Source organism: Sinosporangium siamense (genome assembly GCF_016863435.1).
Classification (GTDB): domain Bacteria; phylum Actinomycetota; class Actinomycetes; order Streptosporangiales; family Streptosporangiaceae; genus Sinosporangium; species Sinosporangium siamense.
In genome coordinates this window covers 14,079-30,584 of record NZ_BOOW01000055.1, presented here as the reverse complement: position 1 = coordinate 30,584, position 16,506 = coordinate 14,079, and the positions used below count along the sequence as shown (strand labels likewise).

Here is a 16,506-nt window from a genome sequence, read left to right as displayed (position 1 = left end):
GGCCCGTGTCCAGGGCAGCCGCGCCGGTGCGACCTGCGCCGCCCGCCCCGGCTCGCGGCCAGGGCAGCCGCACCGGTGGCGACCTGCGCCGCCCGCGGCGAATGTCCCTCACCCTCGCCGTCGGCGACGTCTGCGTCGAGGGGATCGGCAGGCGAACCGTTACCCACTTCGGGCGATTCTTAATCCAGGGGAGTTATCCACAGGCTGTGGATTGCCGTCCCGAGCTCGGGGGCTAGAGGTGTTTGCGTAGGTAGGCGATGTCGTCGGCCTGTCCGTCCCACGGGGTCTCGACGACGATAGGGGCCGCCGCAGCCCGGCACACGCCGAGGATCAGCTCCGGGTCGATCTGCCCGTTGCCGAGATTGGCGTGCCGGTCGGCACCCGAGTCGAACGCGTCGCGCGAGTCGTTGCAGTGCACGAGGTCGATGCGGCCGGTGATCGCCTTCACCCGCTCGACCAGGCCGATCAGCTCCTCGCCGCCCGCGTGGGCGTGGCAGGTGTCGAGGCAGAATCCCACGTCGAACCCGTCGAGCGCGTCCCACAGCCGGGCGATGCGGTCAAGCTTGCGCGCCATGGCGTTGCCGCCACCCGCGGTGTTCTCGATCAGAACGGGGATGGGGCACTCCATCCGCTCGAACACCTTGCGCCAGTTGTCGAAGCCACCCTGCGGGTCGTCGCCGGCGTTGACGTGACCGCCGTGCACCACCAGGCCCTTGGCGCCGAGCTCGGCCGCCGCCTTCAGGTGCTGCGCCAGCAGCTTGCGGCTGGGGATGCGGATGCGGTTGTTGGCGGTCGCCACGTTGATCACGTAAGGGGCGTGGATGTAGACGTCCACATCGGACTCCCGCAGGCCGGCGGCCGCCTCCGGCACAGCCGGCCCCTTCCAGCCCTGCGGATCGCCGAGAAAGAACTGCACGATCTCGGCGCCGCGAGTCGCGGCGTGGGCCAGAGGGTCGTCCTGATCGACGTGAGCTCCGATACGCACCATGGCCGTGAGCCTAACCCGAACAGCAGCACCGATTCTCGCCTTGGGTCCGAATCACTGTTCCAGCCCCGAGGCCCACCTGCGGCCGGCGCCCAGGCAGCCGGGGTCCGTCACGGGGGCTGCGGAGCCTTCACGGATCCTTCGCGGATCCTTCGCGGATCCTTCGCGGATCCTTCGCGGGCTCCGAGAGGTCTCCGGAGTAGCTCTGGGGGAGCCGCGAGGCTGCCCGAGGATGGCCCGGGCGACATCCGCAGGCAGCCGATGGCGCCCGGGCGGCATGGGATCTCCCGCCCGAGTCTCCTGGGTTTCCGCGGGGCCTTCGGAGGGGTTCCGAAGGGGCTCTGGTGGGGCCGGGAGGTCCGCCTCTGGACAGCGCCCGGCCGAGCAGTTGCCGGGGGATCTCTGGGGTGGCTCTCCGGCGGCATGGCGTTTCAGCCGCGAGGCTCGCCTGTGGACGGCACTCGTGCGGCCGGGGGTCTCTGCGGGACCTGTGGAAGGTCTTTGGAGGGGCTCTCCGGGGCGCGGTGTTTCAGCTGCCAGGCTCGCCTGTGACGGCACCCGTGCGGCCAGGGGGGCCTCCGGGGTTGCCGGAGGGCCGTCGGGGTGGCTCTCCGGGGCGCGGTGTTTCAGCTGCCAGGCTCGCCTGTGGACGGCACTCGTGCGGCCGGGGGTCTCTGCGGGGCCTGCGGAAGGTCTTTGGAGGGGCTCTCCGGGGCGCGGCGTTTCAGCCGTGAGGCTCGCCTGTGGACAGCGCCTGGGCGGCAGGGGGTCTCCCCCCGGGGTCTCCTCGGACTCCGAGGGTCCTCCCACGGGCCTTCGCGAGTCCTCCGGGTGGCCTCCGGGGCAGGGCGTTACGGAATGAAGCCGCCGTGGTAGATCCCGGTGGCGACGCCCACGAAGGACGTGACGATACCCATGATGTTGAGCGAGCGCTCCGGTGTCGTGGCGGAGATGTACTGCGAGAGGAACCCGCCGAAGAAGCCCAGCAAGCCGAGCCAGGACGCGACCATATGAGCGGCGGGGAAGAAGATCCCCGTCACCAGCGCCACGATGCCGAAGGTCAAGGTGACGATCGCGGTGGCGTTCTCGATCGGGTGCCTGCGCCCGTCGGAGTTCAGCGTCACCCGGAAGGGCCGGCGCTCGACGGGCCTTAGGACGTGTGGCATGAATACCACCCCCTACATGGCCTTCTTCCTGGGATGTTCCCAGCCGCCGCGCCACACAATCGGCCTGAGGCTGGTAGCCTGGCCACGCTGCGTTGTGATGGGTGTGTTGTCACCCAGAGCCCGGGAGCGGCCGACAAGAGGTTCCGCTCCGCGGCAGACGTCGGCGTCCTCCTGTCACGACATGGTGTCGTGACCGCAAGAGTCCAGAGGAGGTTGTTGTTCGCATGCGTCGTTACGAAGTGATGGTCATCCTCGACCCGTCGCTCGATGAGCGCACCGTTTCCCCGTCGCTCGACCAGTTCCTGCAGGTCGTGCGCAACGACGGTGGCACCGTGGAGAAGGTCGACGTGTGGGGCCGCCGCAGGCTGTCCTACGACATCGCGAAGAAGCCCGAGGGCATCTACGCCGTCATCGACCTCACGGCCGAGCCCGCGACGGTCAAGGAGCTCGACCGTCAGCTCAACCTTAACGAGGGCATCCTCCGCACCAAGGTCCTCCGTCCCGACGTGCACTGAGGTCCGCTTTTCTGTCGGACCTCGGCCCTAGTCTGAAGCTCTCAACACAAGCCGTGCGGGAAGGTGAAAGCGAGCCATGGCAGCAGGCGACACCACGATCACTATCGTCGGCAACCTTGTCAGCGATCCGGAGCTGCGTTTCACCCCGTCGGGGCAGGCCGTGGCCCAATTCCGCGTCGCCTCCACTCCGCGGTTCCTGGACCGCCAGACCAACGAGTGGAAGGACGGCGAGGCCCTCTTCCTGACGTGCAGCATCTGGCGGCAGGCGGCGGAAAACGTCGCCGAGAGCCTCCAGCGCGGCATGCGGGTCATCGTGCAGGGGCGGCTTAAGCAGCGCTCTTACGAGACCAAGGAAGGCGAGAAGCGCACCGTCTACGAGGTCGACGTCGACGAGGTCGGCCCGTCCCTGCGCAACGCCACCGCCAAGGTCAACCGCACCGCCCGCCAGGGTGGCGGCGGCGGCTTCGGCGGACCCACCGAAGACCCGTGGGCGTCGGCCTCTCCGGCCCCGCAGTCCGGCGGTGGTTACGGTGGCGGCGGCGGCTTCGGCGGCGGCAACCAGCAGCAGGGTGGCTATGGCAACCAGCAAGGCGGCTATGGCAACCAGCAGCAGGGTGGCTTCGGCGGAGGCAACCAGGGTGGCGGCGGCAACCAGGGTGGCGGCTTCGGCGGCGGCGACTACAGCGACGAGCCCCCGTTCTAGGCCGAGGCCCTGCCACAGGCGGGGCTCGGCTGAGCCGAGGTCGCAAGACCAGGGCTAGCCGTTGAGACGAAGCCGAGGTCGCATGACCAAAGGCCGCCGTTGAGACGGAGCCGAGGTCGCATGACCAAAGGCCGCCGTTGAGACGGAGCCGAGGCCGCAAGGCCTGGGCCTGCCGTTGAGACGAAACCCGAGGCCGCAAGACCAGGCCTAGTCGTTAAGACGAAGCCGAGGTCGCAAGACCAGGGCCAGTCGTTAAGACGAAGCCGAGGTCGCATGACCAGAGGCCGCCGTTAAGACGGAGTCAAGGCGCACGACCTGGGGCCTCCCGTTAAGACAGAACCCGAGGTCGCAAGACCAGGGTTAGCCGTTGAGACGAAGCTCATGCCGCAAGACCTGGGCCTGCCGTTGAGGCGGAGCCGAGGGCGGGCCGCGTGTCCGTAAGGGCCGCGACCCACAGATTCACTGTTCATTCCAGTTTCCGATGCGACCATTCCCGCCCTACGGCGGGGCTCTGAAAGGAGCACCACGATGGCCAAGCCGGCACTGCGCAAGCCTAAGAAGAAGGTTTGCCTGTTCTGCCATGACAAGATCTCCTACGTCGACTACAAGGACACGGCGCTGCTGCGGAAGTTCATCTCCGACCGCGGCAAGATCCGTGCCCGCCGGGTGACGGGCAACTGCACCCAGCACCAGCGCGACGTGGCGACTGCTATCAAGAACGCCCGTGAGATGGCCCTGCTGCCTTACACCAGCACCGCTCGCTGAAAGGAGACGTCTCAATCATGAAGCTCATTCTCACGACTGAGGTCTCCGGCCTGGGCGCCCCCGGCGACATCGTCGAGGTCAAGGACGGCTACGGCCGCAACTACCTGATCCCGCGCGGCTTCGCGATCCGCTGGACCCGCGGCGGCGAGAAGCAGATCGTCTCGATCCGCAAGGCGCGCGACGCCCGCGAGATCCGTGACCTCGGCACCGCCAAGGAGATCGCCGGCCAGCTCGGCGGGCTCAAGGTCAAGCTCAAGACCCGCGCCGGCGAGTCCGGCCGCCTCTTCGGCTCGATCACCACGGGCGACATCGCCGAGGCCGTCAAGGCCGCCGGTGGCCCGCAGCTCGACCGCCGCCGCATCGAGATCGCCAACGCGATCAAGAGCCTGGGCTCCCACCGGGTCAGCGTCAAGCTGCACCCCGAGGTGTCCGCTGCGCTCGACGTCGAGGTTGTGTCTGCTTAAGGCATGGTCTGTCTGACATAGGCGACCGGTCTGGCGAAGACAACCTGTCCGTCGAGGGCACCTTGTCTGACAAGGGCGACCTATAGATCGGGGAGCCCTGTCCGACAGGGACACTCCATCGGACAAGGGCAATCAAAGGCGCTGTGGTCTGACTGATGCACACCCTGTGTGCATCGTCCAGATCCAGACCTCTGTACGGCATAGCCAGACCTAGTGACGCGGTCCCGCCCATCAAGCGTGTTTCACGCCGGGCGGGGCCGCGTTTCGCATGTCCGGGCCGGATGGGCGTCCTCCGGAGAAGTGGCCACCGAGGGCCGCATGTTCGCCCGGCTGCCGGGGCCAGCGGTTGTCGTCGGCGCGCATGGCTTGGGGGCCTGTCTGGGATGGCTGTGCTCTGCCGTGCCTGGCGCTTGTCGTCGGCGCTCATGGCTTGGGGGCCTGACTGGGTCGGCTCTGCTCTGCCGTACCTAACGGTTGTGTTGGCACGGATGGCTTGGGGGCTGCTGAGGTGGTTGTGCTCTGCCGTACCTAGCGGTTGTGTCGGCGCGCATGGCCTACCTGGCGGTTGTCGTCGGCGCGCAAGGCCCGCCGACCTGCCCGGGTCGATGGGCTTCTGCCGTTCGGATGGTTGCAATCGGACAAAGGGTGACAGGGATTACTCGCCGGGGCATGGGCGGCTGTTTGCCCGCCACGTAGAATTCACCCGTTACTCATGCTTGACCTGCACTTGGAGGCACCTCATGGCTCGTCCCGCGATGTTGTCGGCGCTCGGCGCGCTCGCTCTTGTGGCGGCGGCCTGTGCCCCGGCAGCCGAGACGACGGGGGCGTCCTCACCGAGCCCGGCGAGTTCGGCCGCCTGCACAAAGGACCAGCTCAAGCTGGTCACCGCGGGCAAGCTCACCGTGGGCACCGACAAGCCGGCCTATGAGCCGTGGTTCAAGGGTGACGATCCGAGCAGCGGGCAGGGGTTCGAGAGTGCTGTCGCCTACGCGGTGGCGGGTGAGCTCGGGTTCCAGCGGGACGAGGTGGCCTGGAGCGTCGTGAAGTTCGACACGGCGTTCGCCCCGGGGGCCAAGCAGTTCGACTTCGACGTCAACCAGGTCTCGATCACGCCGGACCGTGCCAAGGCGGTTGATTTCAGCAAGGGCTACTACGCCGTCAAGCAGGCCGTCGTCGCCGTCGAGGGCGGCAAGTACGCGGACGCCAAGGACCTCGCCTCGCTGAAGGACGCCAAGATCGGGGTGCAGGTCGGCACCACGGCGCTGCAGGCGATCAAGGACGTGATCAAGCCGTCCCAGGACCCCAACGTCTACAACGAGCAGATCGACGCCATCAACGCGTTGAAGAACAAGCAGGTCGAAGCGCTCGTGGTCGACCTGCCGACCGCGTTCTTCGTGACCGCCGCCCAGGTGGAAAACTCCAAGATCGTCGGCCAGTTCAACGCGACGGGCACGGCGGGCGAGGAGTTCGGCCTGGTCTTCCAGAAGGGCAACCCGCTGGTCGGCTGCGTCAACCAGGCGATCGACAAGCTCAAGGCCAACGGCGACCTGGCCAAGATTGAGAAAGAGTGGCTCGGCTCCGCCGCGGGCGCTCCCGAGCTTTCGTGAAGGATCTCGACCCGGCTACCAGGGACAACGAGAGAACGGGGGCCTGGGTCAAGAGTGAGCAGCAGGTCCGGCGTGAGGCGACACGCCGGAAACGCGCCCTCCGCTCGGGCTCGCTCGCCACGGCGTCCACCGTGGTCTTCCTCGTGCTCATCCTCTGGGGGGTCACCGCGTCGCCGGGGTGGCCCCGGGTGCAGGAGACGTTCTTCAACCCGGAGGCTTTTGTCCGGGCGTTACCCGACGTGCTCGACGGGTTCCTGCTCAACATCAAGATCTTCCTGATCGCTGAGCCGCTCATCCTCCTGGTCGGGCTGCTCGTCGCGATGGTCCGGAGCCTGAAGTCACCGATTTTCTTCCCGCTCCGGGCGTTGGCCATCGCTTACGTGGACATCTTCCGCGGCGTCCCGACCATCCTGGTCATCTACCTCGTCGGGTTCGGCCTGCCGGCACTGGAACTCCAGGGTGTGCCCACCGATCTCGCCACACTCGGCATCATCGCCCTGACCCTCTCCTACGGCGCATATGTCGCCGAGGTGTTCCGGGCCGGCATCGAGTCGGTGCACCCCAGCCAGCGGTCCGCGGCCCGTTCACTGGGCCTCACCCACGGCCAGTCCATGCGTTATGTGGTGCTTCCGCAGGCGGTGCGCAGAGTCGTGCCGCCGCTGCTGAACGACTTCGTCTCTCTCCAGAAGGACACCGCCCTCGTCGCCACGATCGGCCCGCTGGAAGCCCTCAGACAGGCCCAGATCCACGCCTCCGGCACTTTCAACTACACGCCCTATCTGGTGGCGGCTCTGCTCTTCATCCTGCTCACCATCCCGATGGCGCGCTTCACCGACTACCTGGCGATCAGGTCGCAGCGCAGGAGAGGCCAATGACCGATCCCCTGCTGCGCGTCGAAGGTGTCTGGAAGCATTACCACCGCCACAGTGTGCTGCGCGGCATCGACCTGGAAGTGCGCCCGCACGAGGTGGTGTGCCTGATCGGCGCCTCAGGATCGGGCAAGTCGACCCTGCTCCGCTGCGTCAACATGCTGGAGACGATCGACGACGGCAGCATCTTCCTCGACGGCCGCGAGATCACCGATCCCGACGTCGACGAGGACGAGGTGCGCCGGCGCATCGGCATCGTCTTCCAGGCGTTCAACCTGTTCCCGCACATGACGGTGCTCGACAACATCACCCTCGCCCCCCGCAAGGTGCACAAGGTCGGCCGGGCCCAGGCCGAGGAGCACGCCCGCGACCTGCTCGCGAGGTTCGGCCTGGCCGACAAGGCCGGCGCCTACCCCGACCGGCTCTCCGGCGGCCAGCAGCAGCGGGTGGCCATCATCCGGGCCCTCGCCACCCAGCCCAGGCTCATGCTTCTGGACGAGGTCACCTCCGCCCTCGACCCGGCCCTGGTCAAGGAGGTGCTCGGCATCGTCAGGGAGCTCAAGGAGGGCGAGATGACCATGATCCTCGCCACGCACGAGATGTCCTTCGCGCGCGAGATCGCCGACACGGTCTGCTTCCTCGACGGCGGCGTACTGCGTGAGCGCGGCACCGCCGAGCAGATCTTCACAGATCCCCGCGATCCGCGCACCCGCGACTTCCTGCGCAGCGTGCTCTGATCAGTCTTTGTACGGCACAGGCCCGACATGTCGGCGATGGCGCCCCCGCCCCGAGGTCCGCGGCGACGGGGCGGGGGCGAGTCCACTGTGGCTTCTGCCGTACAACAAGTAGACGACCAGCCCTACTCCCATCCACAGTGCGAAATAGATCCAGGTGAGCAACTGGAGGTTCACCAGCAGCCACAGGGACGCGGCGAGTGACAGGAGCGGCGTCAGCGGCGACATCGGGACACGGAACCCACGCGGGAGATCCGGCCTCGATCGCCGCATGACAATCACTCCCACTGCGACCAGGACAAAAGCAAACAACGTCCCGATCACCACGAGTTGCTCCAACGCCAGCACCGGCGCCACCTGGGACACGACGATGGTGACGACTCCGATGAGCCAGGTCAGGCGGGCGGGGCTGCGCCGGCGGCGGCTCAGCGTCGCGAGGCGGCGCGGGACCAGCCCGTCGCGGGCCATGGCGAACAACACGCGCGTCTGGCCGACGAGAACCACCAGGATGACCGTGGTGAGGCCGAGCACCGCGCCGACGTCCACCACCAGCACCATGTAATCCTCGCCGACCGCTCGAAACGCGCTCTGCAGCGGCGCTTCCGGGATGATCTGGTCGTAGCGCGCCATCCCCACCATCACCACCGCGACCGCGATGTACACGATCGTGGCGATCGCCAGGCCGCGGATCATGCCCCGGGGGATCGTGCGCGGCGCGTCGGCGGTCTCCTCACCCGCCGTGGTCACGATGTCGAACCCCATATAGGCGAAGGCGATGGCCGGGGCCGAGGCGGCTATGCCGTACCACCCGAACGTGTGCATGTCCCCAATGAGCAGGGCGAACAGAGATTTCTCCGCGATGCCGGTCTCGGTGGTGACGGGGAGGGGATCGACGGGGATGGCGGCGAGGTGGCTTTCCTCGAAGTTCATCGCGCCGACGACGATCACCGTGCCGATAGCCAGCATCTTCGCCATGACCATCACCCACAGGGCGCGCAGGCCGAGCCGGGTGCCACCCGCCACGACACCCACCATGAGGACCAGGATGATCAGGGTGAACAGGTCGAAACCCGTGGGCTGCCCGATCATGCCCGCGAGCGGCGGCGGCACGTTGATGCCGAGGTCGGCGAGGGTCTGGGCCGCGTGCAGCGACCACACACGGGCGACGACGGCGGCGGCGAGCTGCATCTCCAGCAGCAGCGCCCACCCGATGACCCAGGCCCATACCTCGCCGAAGATGGTGTAGGCGAACGTATACGCACCGCCCGAGGACGGCATCGTCGACGAGAGTTCCGCCCAGCACATCGCGGCGAGCAGGCTCGCGATGCCCGCGATCATGAAGGACAACACCACGCCGGGGCCGGCCGAGGTGGCGGCCTGGCGCCCCGCGATTGTGAAGATGCCCGCGCCGATCACCACGCCAAGGCAGAGGACCACGAGGTCGGCTGTGCCGTACACCTGAGGAAGGCGATGCCGTGCGCCCGTGCGCGGGCCGGAGAGGCCGCTCTGCGGCAGGCGCCGTGTGAGGGAGGACGAGCCTGTGTGGAGCGGATCGGTCACGGGGGTACCAATCGCTGGGCGGGTGGCGACGACGGGTCCCGCCAACAGTGCAACACCTTGCCCGGGAGGACAAGGGCCCCCTCCGGAGCTGTCCGATCAGGCCCCGGCCACGAGCCAGGCTCCGCCGTACGCGCGGCTGCCGAGTGTCAACAGGCGGGCCGCCATCCACACCCCCAGAGCCAGCCAAAGCGCCATGAGCCCCCCGGAAAGCAGCACCACCGCCCCGGCGGCGGGCAGGAAGGCCAGCGTCGCCCACAGGCTCGACCAGGCGAGATAACGCTGATCGCCGGCGCCGATCAGCACCCCGTCGAGCACGAACACCACCCCGGCGAGCGGTTGCATTAGCGCGACCGGCCACAACACCACGAGCAGCTCGGCCGTGACGCGGGCGTCCGCGGCGAAAAGACCGGGGATGTACGGCCGAGCCAGCATGACCAGCAGCGTGAGCACGACGCCGGACCAGATGCCCCACCACACCATTCGCCGGGTCACGGTACGGGTGCCCGCGATGTCCCCCGCGCCGAGGGAACGCCCGGTGATCGCCTGTCCTGCGATGGCGATGGCGTCCAGGATGAAGGCGAGCAATGTCCAGATCTGCATGGCCACCGAGTGCGCCGCGACATGCGCGTCCCCCATGCGCGTCGCGATCGCGGTGGCGACGAGCGCGACGACACGCATGCTCGCCGTCCGTATCACCAGGGCGAATCCCGCCGTACCTGCCTGCCGCACACCCCGCAGGTCCGGCCGCAGGGAGGCCTGCTCGCGCCGCGCCACCCGCACCACCACGACGAGGTAGGCGGCGGCGCCGAGCGTCTGCGCGAGTACGGTGCCCCAGGCCGACCCGGCGATCCCCCAGTCCAGGCCGAGCACGAACCAGGCGTTGAGCGCGGCGTTCAGGGCGAACGACCCGATGGCCACATAAAGCGGGGTGAGGGTGTCCTGGAAGCCGCGGAGCACGCCGGTGCCCGCCAGGATCAGCAACATCGGCGGAATGCCGATGAGGCTGATGCGGAAATAGGTCACGGCATGGTGGGTGAGTTCGGGGGATGCGCCGAACAGGGCAATGATGTCCGGGGCGAGCGGCCAGGCCACCACAATGATCGCCACGCCCAGGAAGACCGCCAGCCACAGGCCGTCGACACCCTGCCGCACGGCGTCCTTCACATGGCCGGCGCCGATCTTGCGGGCCACCGCCGCGGTCGTGCCGTATGCCAGGAACACGCACATGCCCACCAGCGTCGTCAGCGCCATGCCCGCCACACCGAGCGCGCCCAGCGGGGTGGTGCCCAACCGGCCCACGATCGCGTAGTCGGTGAGGAGAAAGAGGGGTTCGGCGACAAGCGCTCCGAAGGCGGGGACCGCGAGCCGGAGGATCTCGCGATCGACGCGCGTCATGGGCATTTTGCGATTTTACTGCTTACAGGTAGATCGTCATGGTTGGGGGGCCTGCCGCCGGACGATCGCCTTCGGCGTGTCGCGGCAAATTTCTTCTTTCCACAGGCGGTGGATAAAGTTCGCCCTGCTAGCGCGGAGGACCCACAGTGTGCACAGAGGTTATCCACAGGCTTGTCCCCAGGCCGCCCACACCCTGAGCCGAGAAACCCACAGCTTGTCCACAGGGTTATCGACAGGCCGTGTTGCCGCACGTGCGGGATCCGGGGAAACTGTCACACCGGTCGACTACAAGTGGGGGTGGTGCGACCGCCTGCGAAGGCGTTGAGGGGGTGCGCGGTGAGCATGGAGGAGTCGCCAGGCATCGGATCCGGTTTCGAGCGCACTCCGCCCAACAACATCGAGGCGGAGCAGTCGGTGCTCGGCGGCATGCTGCTGTCCAAAGACGCCATCGCCGACGTCGTCGAGGTCATCCGCGGCGACGACTTCTACCGTCCCGCCCACCAGATCATCTACGACGTCATCACCGATCTGTACGGCCGCGGCGAACCCGCCGACGCCGTCACCGTGATGGACGAGCTGCAAAAACGCGGCGAAGCCGGGCGAGTGGGCGGCGGCGCCTATATCCACACCCTCACCGCCATCGTCCCCACCGCCGCCAACGCCGGTTACTACGCCAAAATCGTGCGTGAGCAGGCCATCCTGCGCCGCCTCATCGAAGCCGGCACACGCATCGTCTCCTTCGGCTACGGCGGCCAGGCCGAAGAGGTCGACGAGCTCGTCGACCGCGCCCAGGCCGAGATCTACGCCGTCACCGAACGCCGCACCTCCGAGGACTACCTCCCCCTCGCCGAGATCATGCCCGGCGCCCTGGACGAGCTTGAGGCCATCGGCAGCCGCCACGGCCAGATGGTCGGCGTCCCCACCGGCTTCCAAGACCTCGACCAGCTCACCAACGGGCTCCACCCCGGCCAGATGATCGTCGTCGCCGCCCGCCCCGCCATCGGCAAGGCCCTCGCCCTCGGCACACCCCTCCCGACCCCCACCGGGTGGACCACCATGGGTGAGGTCCGCGTGGGCGACCACCTCATCGGGGCGGACGGCAGGCCCACCCGGGTGGTCGCGGCCACCGGGGTCATGCGGGGGCGGCCTTGCTATGAGGTCGAGTTCAGCGACGGCACGGTGATCGTGGCGGACGGGGGGCATCAGTGGCGCACGGTTTCACCGGAGGAGCGCGGCGCGCCGGTTCCCGCCGCCCGTTGTCCACAGGGGGGGACGCGTTGGCACACAGGCACGAGCGGGCATGGCGGGTCACGGCTGGAGACGCTCCGGTTGGCACCTTCGCGAGCGGGGGCAGCCGGCGCCTGTGCGAGCCAGGGCTACGACTTGGCCGCCTCTGCCGGCACCGTGCCGGTGTTGGCCCAGGTCAATCGCTCCCACATGTTTCCCACTGTTACGGGGGTTCCGTCCGGGCGGGTGGTGACCACTGAGGAGATCGCGGCCACCCTCCATCGCCCCGGCCCCGACCGCAGGCCCAATCACGCGGTCGCGACGGCTGCGCCGTTCGAGCTGGAAGAATGTGACTTGCCGCTGTCCCCCTATGCCCTGGGCGTAGGGCTCGCCCTCGGCCGGTCCACCGCCACGCAGGAATCCGCCTCGAACGCCCGCGATGCGATCCCCCAGATCTATCTCCGCGCCTCCGAGAAGCAGCGCCGGGCTCTCCTGACGGGGCTGTTGGACACCGCCGGTCAGGTGAGCCCCCAGGGCCGCATCCGGATCGCCGTGAGCAGTCTCGGACTGGCCGAGGACGTGTGCGAACTGGTGACGTCCCTGGGGATCCAGCCGATGTCCTACGCCGAGTCCGACTCCTCCCACGTGATCGAGTTCGCGGAGGAGCTCTTCCAGGGTGGCGACGAAGCCGCAGGGATGTTCATCGTGGATGTACGGCGCATCCCGTCCGTCCCCGTGCGCTGCGTAGAAGTCGACAACCCCGACCATATGTATCTGGCGAGCCGGGCGTGCATTCCCACCCACAACAGCACCCTGGGCCTCGACTTCGCCCGCTCGGCGGCGATCCGCCACGGCATGGCCACGGTCATCTTCTCGCTGGAAATGTCCCGCAATGAGATCACCATGCGTCTGCTGTCGGCCGAGGCACGCGTAGCCCTGCACACGATGAGATCCGGCTCCCTGACCGACGACGACTGGACCCGCCTGGCCCGCCGCATGAGCGAGGTGGCCGAAGCCCCCCTCTTCATCGACGACTCGCCCAACATGTCCATGATGGAGATCCGCGCCAAGTGCCGCCGCCTCAAACAGCGTCACGACCTGCGCTTCGTCGTGGTCGACTACCTCCAGCTCATGAGCTCCCCCAAGAAGACCGAAAGCCGCCAGCAGGAGGTCTCCGAGCTCTCCCGAGCCCTCAAACTCCTCGCCAAGGAGCTAGAGGTCCCCGTCATCGCCATCTCCCAGCTCAACCGAGGCCCCGAACAACGCACCGACAAACGCCCCCAAGTAAGCGACCTTCGCGAGTCCGGCTGCCTTACGGCTGACGCCAGGGTGTTGCGGGCCGACACCGGCGCGGAGGTGTCCTTCGCGGAGCTCCTGGAATCGGGAGAGCGCGACATTCCGGTGTGGTCGCTGGATGACGGGCTTCGCCTGGTTCCCCGGACGATGACCCATGTGTTCCCCAGTGGCACTAAAGAGGTTTTCCGGTTGCGGCTGAAGTCGGGGCGGGAGATCAAGGCGACGGCCAACCATCCGTTCTTGACCTACGACGGATGGAGGCCACTCGGTGATCTCCAGGTGAGCGGCAGGATCGCGGTCCCTCGTCACGTGTCCGCACCGAGACACCTCCACGAGATGCCGGACGACGAGGTCGTGCTTCTGGCCCACCTGATCGGGGACGGATCAGTCGTCAAGCGACAGCCGATCCGCTATGCCAGCAAGGACGAAGCATGCCTGGAGGCAGTGACCGAAGCGGCCAAACACTTCGGGATCACCGCGATCAGGGATGACTACGCGGCGGCCAGGGTCACAACCCTGCGTCTGCCCTCCCCGCATCGCCTGACCCACGGCAAGCGCAACCCCATCGCCGCCTGGATGGACACCATGGGGTTGTTTGGCCTAAGGAGCTATGAGAAGTTCGTCCCGCCGGAGGTCTTCGCCCTCTCCAAGTCCCAGATCGCGCTCTTCCTGAGGCACCTCTGGGCCACCGACGGGTGCGTCTGGTGGGACGAGACTCGCGCACAGGCTCGTATCTACTATGCCTCTACGAGTCGGCGCCTTGTCGACGACGTTGCCCGCCTGCTCCTGCGGTTCAATGTGACGGCCCGAGTCAAGGAAACCCGCAAGGGGACTCACCGGCCGTGCTATCAACTATTGATCTCCGGCTCCGAGCACCAGCTGCGCTTCCTGGACGAAATCGGCGTCCACGGCGAAAGAGCGGCCCAGGCCGACCGGTGTGTCGCGGCACTCCGTGAGGTGAAGACCAACACCAACATCGACACCGTGCCCCGCGAGGTCTGGGACCGTGTGCGTGGCGTGCTCGCCGAGAGCGGGATGACCCACAGGGAGTTCTCCGCCCGGCTCGGTGTCCAGCACAACGGCAGCGCCACGTGGAAGCGGGCCCCCAGCCGTGAGCGTCTGGGCAGAGTGGCCACGATCCTTGACGACGCCCAGCTCGAAATGCTCGCCACCAACGACGTCTTCTGGGACGAGGTCGCCTCCATCGAAAGCGAGGGCGAACAACTCGTTTACGACGCGACGGTGCTTGGCACACACAACTTCGTCGCCAACGGGATTGCCACGCACAACTCCATCGAGCAGGACGCGGACATGGTCATCCTTCTGCATCGTGAAGACGCATATGAGCGTGAGTCCCCCCGCGCCGGTGAAGCCGACCTCATCGTGGCCAAGCACCGTAACGGCCCCACCGCCACCGTGACCGTGGCCTTCCAGGGCCACTACAGCCGCTTCGTCGACATGGCCCAGCACTGACCTCAGGTCCTGCTCACCTGGTGGGCGGGTCACGCCGGTGGCACATCCCGGCTTCAAGTCACGCGTGGATTATGGCCTTCGCCGTACTTGGGATCGGTTCGCTGCATCACAAGCATGCCTGTATGGGCGCCGACACCGAGAACCGGTGGGTCAGGCGGGAAGGTGGGCTGTTGGGAGGTAGATGCTGTTCAGCCAGGTGAGGGCTGTCGACTGCGGCGTGCTCGATCAGCCGGCCGTCACCTCCGGCGGCCCGTCAGCCGTCGTGCAGAAATCAGGACGGCAGATCCTGCTCGCCGCGGCGACCGCCGCGGTGAACACCCCCGAGGAGTCCGGCACCTACTGGTATGTCAAGACCGTGTCCACCAGCAGCATGGCAGGGCGCGAGCTGGGCGAGTCGTCCGTGGAGACCTGGACTCGGCGCGACGGCAAATCGTGGTTCCGGGCGAGCGGGAAGAACGAGGTCACGGAAAACGGCGGCAAGAACGGGCACTGGTCTGACGGCTTCGATCTGGAGAACACTAGGCTGAGTTACGAGCAGATCCAGCGGCTTGCGACCGACCCGGATGAACTGGTGACGTGGCTCGTCCGGCACGCCGGGAAACCACTGCACGTGGAAACGGCCCGCGTCGTCCCGCTGCTCAAGGTGCTGTCCAGCATGCCCGCGCCGCCGGAGGTGCGCGCGGCCGCCTTCCGTGCGCTCGCCGCACAACCGAACGTCCGGAACCTCGGTGCGGTCGACGGCGGCGAGAGCCTCGCGATCGACTATCCGTTCGGTGAACTCAGGCTGGTAACGGATGTGGAGGCAGCACGGCTACGCACGTCGGTCTTCACCTCGGCTGCCGCCAAGCCCGGGAAGGACGGCACCACCCTTGTGGAGAAGGCCGAGTGGACGGACGACCTGCCCAAGGCGATCCGCTAGACGAGTGACGCGTCGCGGCACGGCAGGTCGTCTCAGGCCGGGTGGAGTTCGGCCGCCGTGCCCGGGGCAGCGTACTTCGCCCACCTCAAGCCCGTGCTCGGCGGCCGTCTCGGCGAGGGCGGCGGAAAGGCCGCCGGTGGACGCGAACTCGGGGTACAGGTGCGGGTCCGGCGGTGTCGGCACCGGCTCGGCCTGGCCTGCCGGCGTCTGCGTCACATTCCTTCAGTCTCCGCATGAAAGAACCTATTTTAGGGGAATTGACATTCCATTGTCATCGGCCGGAGGAAACGAGCCGGCGTGGTTTATGCATCTACGTTTACCTATTTCCCGGAGACGATATATGAGCTGGTCGGATCCGGGGAATCGGACGGTGAAATCGAAGCGATGCACAAGATGGAGGCGCGGCATCGTATCCCCCGGGGCGGTGCCGATCCGGGGCGGAGCGGCACGGACCGTAACCGGTTTCACAGGCAAGGGAAGCACCCGCACCGGTGGTTCAGAATATGTCTGCTCTCTCGCCGGTCAACGCTCCCGGACTCGGCATTGTGAGCGTGCGAACCACCCCCCTCGTCTCCCCCCGGGGAGATCGTTGACGCCCTCCCGTGCGTGCGGTCGGCAAAACAAGTGTACCCTGCCCGAAGGTGAAAACTTGCTCATCTTGAATACAAGCAGTGAACTATCGCGACCGCGCTCTTAGCCTGGATTGAGCCATCCTCAAGGCGACGGCGATATTTCTCGGCGGCACCCCTGGAGAAGCGGCAGGCGCCATGATTTCATAACTCCAGTGGGCCATCGAAACGGGAGCTTAATATGATCGACACCGCACCA

The 16,506-nt window shown here is 67.4% G+C and carries 13 protein-coding genes; 9 read left to right on the top strand and 4 right to left on the bottom strand.

The window, feature by feature from the left end:
• Positions 1–232: 232 nt before the first annotated feature.
• Complete coding sequence (locus tag Ssi02_RS36015; RefSeq protein ID WP_204032557.1) at positions 233–988, bottom strand: deoxyribonuclease IV; 756 nt, start codon at positions 986–988, stop codon at positions 233–235.
• A gap of 848 nt (positions 989–1,836) precedes the next feature.
• Positions 1,837–2,151, bottom strand: a complete 315-nt coding sequence (locus tag Ssi02_RS36010) for a DUF7982 domain-containing protein (RefSeq protein ID WP_204032554.1) — start codon at positions 2,149–2,151, stop codon at positions 1,837–1,839.
• Between the two features lie 224 nt (positions 2,152–2,375).
• Between Ssi02_RS36010 and rpsF the strand changes: the two genes are divergently transcribed.
• From rpsF to Ssi02_RS35975, 7 genes are all read left to right on the top strand, one after another.
• On the top strand, positions 2,376–2,666 hold the full coding sequence (rpsF, locus tag Ssi02_RS36005; RefSeq protein WP_204032552.1) for a 30S ribosomal protein S6: 291 nt from the start codon (positions 2,376–2,378) through the stop codon (positions 2,664–2,666).
• A gap of 76 nt (positions 2,667–2,742) precedes the next feature.
• Entirely contained in the window at positions 2,743–3,369 is a 627-nt protein-coding gene (locus tag Ssi02_RS36000; protein ID WP_204032550.1) for a single-stranded DNA-binding protein, read from the top strand.
• Positions 3,370–3,897: 528 nt separating this feature from the next.
• A complete protein-coding gene (gene rpsR, locus Ssi02_RS35995; RefSeq protein ID WP_061256131.1) occupies positions 3,898–4,134 on the top strand; it encodes a 30S ribosomal protein S18 in 237 nt (78 codons plus the stop codon).
• Between the two features lie 17 nt (positions 4,135–4,151).
• Positions 4,152–4,598 (top strand): 50S ribosomal protein L9, encoded by a 447-nt coding sequence (rplI, locus tag Ssi02_RS35990; protein WP_204032547.1) that lies wholly within the window; start codon positions 4,152–4,154, stop codon positions 4,596–4,598.
• A 740-nt stretch (positions 4,599–5,338) separates the two neighbouring features.
• Positions 5,339–6,205, top strand: a complete 867-nt coding sequence (locus Ssi02_RS35985; RefSeq protein ID WP_204032545.1) for an ABC transporter substrate-binding protein — start codon at positions 5,339–5,341, stop codon at positions 6,203–6,205.
• The gene (locus tag Ssi02_RS35980) at positions 6,202–7,080 is read left to right on the top strand and encodes an amino acid ABC transporter permease (RefSeq protein WP_204032543.1); all 879 of its coding nucleotides are present in this window, start codon (positions 6,202–6,204) and stop codon (positions 7,078–7,080) included. The genes Ssi02_RS35985 and Ssi02_RS35980 overlap by 4 nt, the downstream gene beginning before the upstream one ends.
• Positions 7,077–7,811, top strand: coding sequence for an amino acid ABC transporter ATP-binding protein (locus Ssi02_RS35975; RefSeq protein WP_275410793.1), 735 nt, complete (start codon positions 7,077–7,079; stop codon positions 7,809–7,811). Before Ssi02_RS35980 ends, Ssi02_RS35975 begins: the two co-directional genes overlap by 4 nt.
• Here the strand turns inward: Ssi02_RS35975 and Ssi02_RS35970 are convergent, their stop codons facing one another.
• Both Ssi02_RS35970 and Ssi02_RS35965 read right to left on the bottom strand, forming a co-directional pair.
• A complete protein-coding gene (locus tag Ssi02_RS35970; protein ID WP_204032541.1) occupies positions 7,812–9,368 on the bottom strand; it encodes an amino acid permease in 1,557 nt (518 codons plus the stop codon).
• A 96-nt stretch (positions 9,369–9,464) separates the two neighbouring features.
• Positions 9,465–10,769: an MATE family efflux transporter gene (locus Ssi02_RS35965; RefSeq protein WP_204032539.1), complete on the bottom strand. Its 1,305-nt coding sequence runs from the start codon at positions 10,767–10,769 to the stop codon at positions 9,465–9,467.
• A gap of 330 nt (positions 10,770–11,099) precedes the next feature.
• Between Ssi02_RS35965 and Ssi02_RS35960 the strand changes: the two genes are divergently transcribed.
• Both Ssi02_RS35960 and Ssi02_RS35955 read left to right on the top strand, forming a co-directional pair.
• Positions 11,100–14,759 carry a replicative DNA helicase gene (locus Ssi02_RS35960; RefSeq protein ID WP_445009414.1) on the top strand — a complete coding sequence of 1,220 codons (3,660 nt, stop codon included), beginning with the start codon at positions 11,100–11,102 and terminating at the stop codon, positions 14,757–14,759.
• A 181-nt stretch (positions 14,760–14,940) separates the two neighbouring features.
• Entirely contained in the window at positions 14,941–15,678 is a 738-nt protein-coding gene (locus tag Ssi02_RS35955; protein ID WP_204032536.1) for a hypothetical protein, read from the top strand.
• The last annotated feature ends 828 nt before the right edge of the window (positions 15,679–16,506 follow it).

Excerpts from the sequence above, each read along its gene's own strand:
- rpsF (WP_204032552.1), top strand. The coding sequence starts at position 2,376 with ATGCGTCGTTACGAAGTGATGGTCATCCTCGACCCGTCGCTCGATGAG.
- Ssi02_RS35965 (WP_204032539.1), bottom strand. The coding sequence starts at position 10,769 with ATGCCCATGACGCGCGTCGATCGCGAGATCCTCCGGCTCGCGGTCCCC.
- Ssi02_RS35975 (WP_275410793.1), top strand. The coding sequence starts at position 7,077 with ATGACCGATCCCCTGCTGCGCGTCGAAGGTGTCTGGAAGCATTACCAC.
- Ssi02_RS35985 (WP_204032545.1), top strand. The coding sequence starts at position 5,339 with ATGGCTCGTCCCGCGATGTTGTCGGCGCTCGGCGCGCTCGCTCTTGTG.
- Ssi02_RS36015 (WP_204032557.1), bottom strand. The coding sequence starts at position 988 with ATGGTGCGTATCGGAGCTCACGTCGATCAGGACGACCCTCTGGCCCAC.
- Ssi02_RS36010 (WP_204032554.1), bottom strand. The coding sequence starts at position 2,151 with ATGCCACACGTCCTAAGGCCCGTCGAGCGCCGGCCCTTCCGGGTGACG.
- Ssi02_RS36000 (WP_204032550.1), top strand. The coding sequence starts at position 2,743 with ATGGCAGCAGGCGACACCACGATCACTATCGTCGGCAACCTTGTCAGC.
- rplI (WP_204032547.1), top strand. The coding sequence starts at position 4,152 with ATGAAGCTCATTCTCACGACTGAGGTCTCCGGCCTGGGCGCCCCCGGC.
- Ssi02_RS35955 (WP_204032536.1), top strand. The coding sequence starts at position 14,941 with ATGCTGTTCAGCCAGGTGAGGGCTGTCGACTGCGGCGTGCTCGATCAG.
- rpsR (WP_061256131.1), top strand. The coding sequence starts at position 3,898 with ATGGCCAAGCCGGCACTGCGCAAGCCTAAGAAGAAGGTTTGCCTGTTC.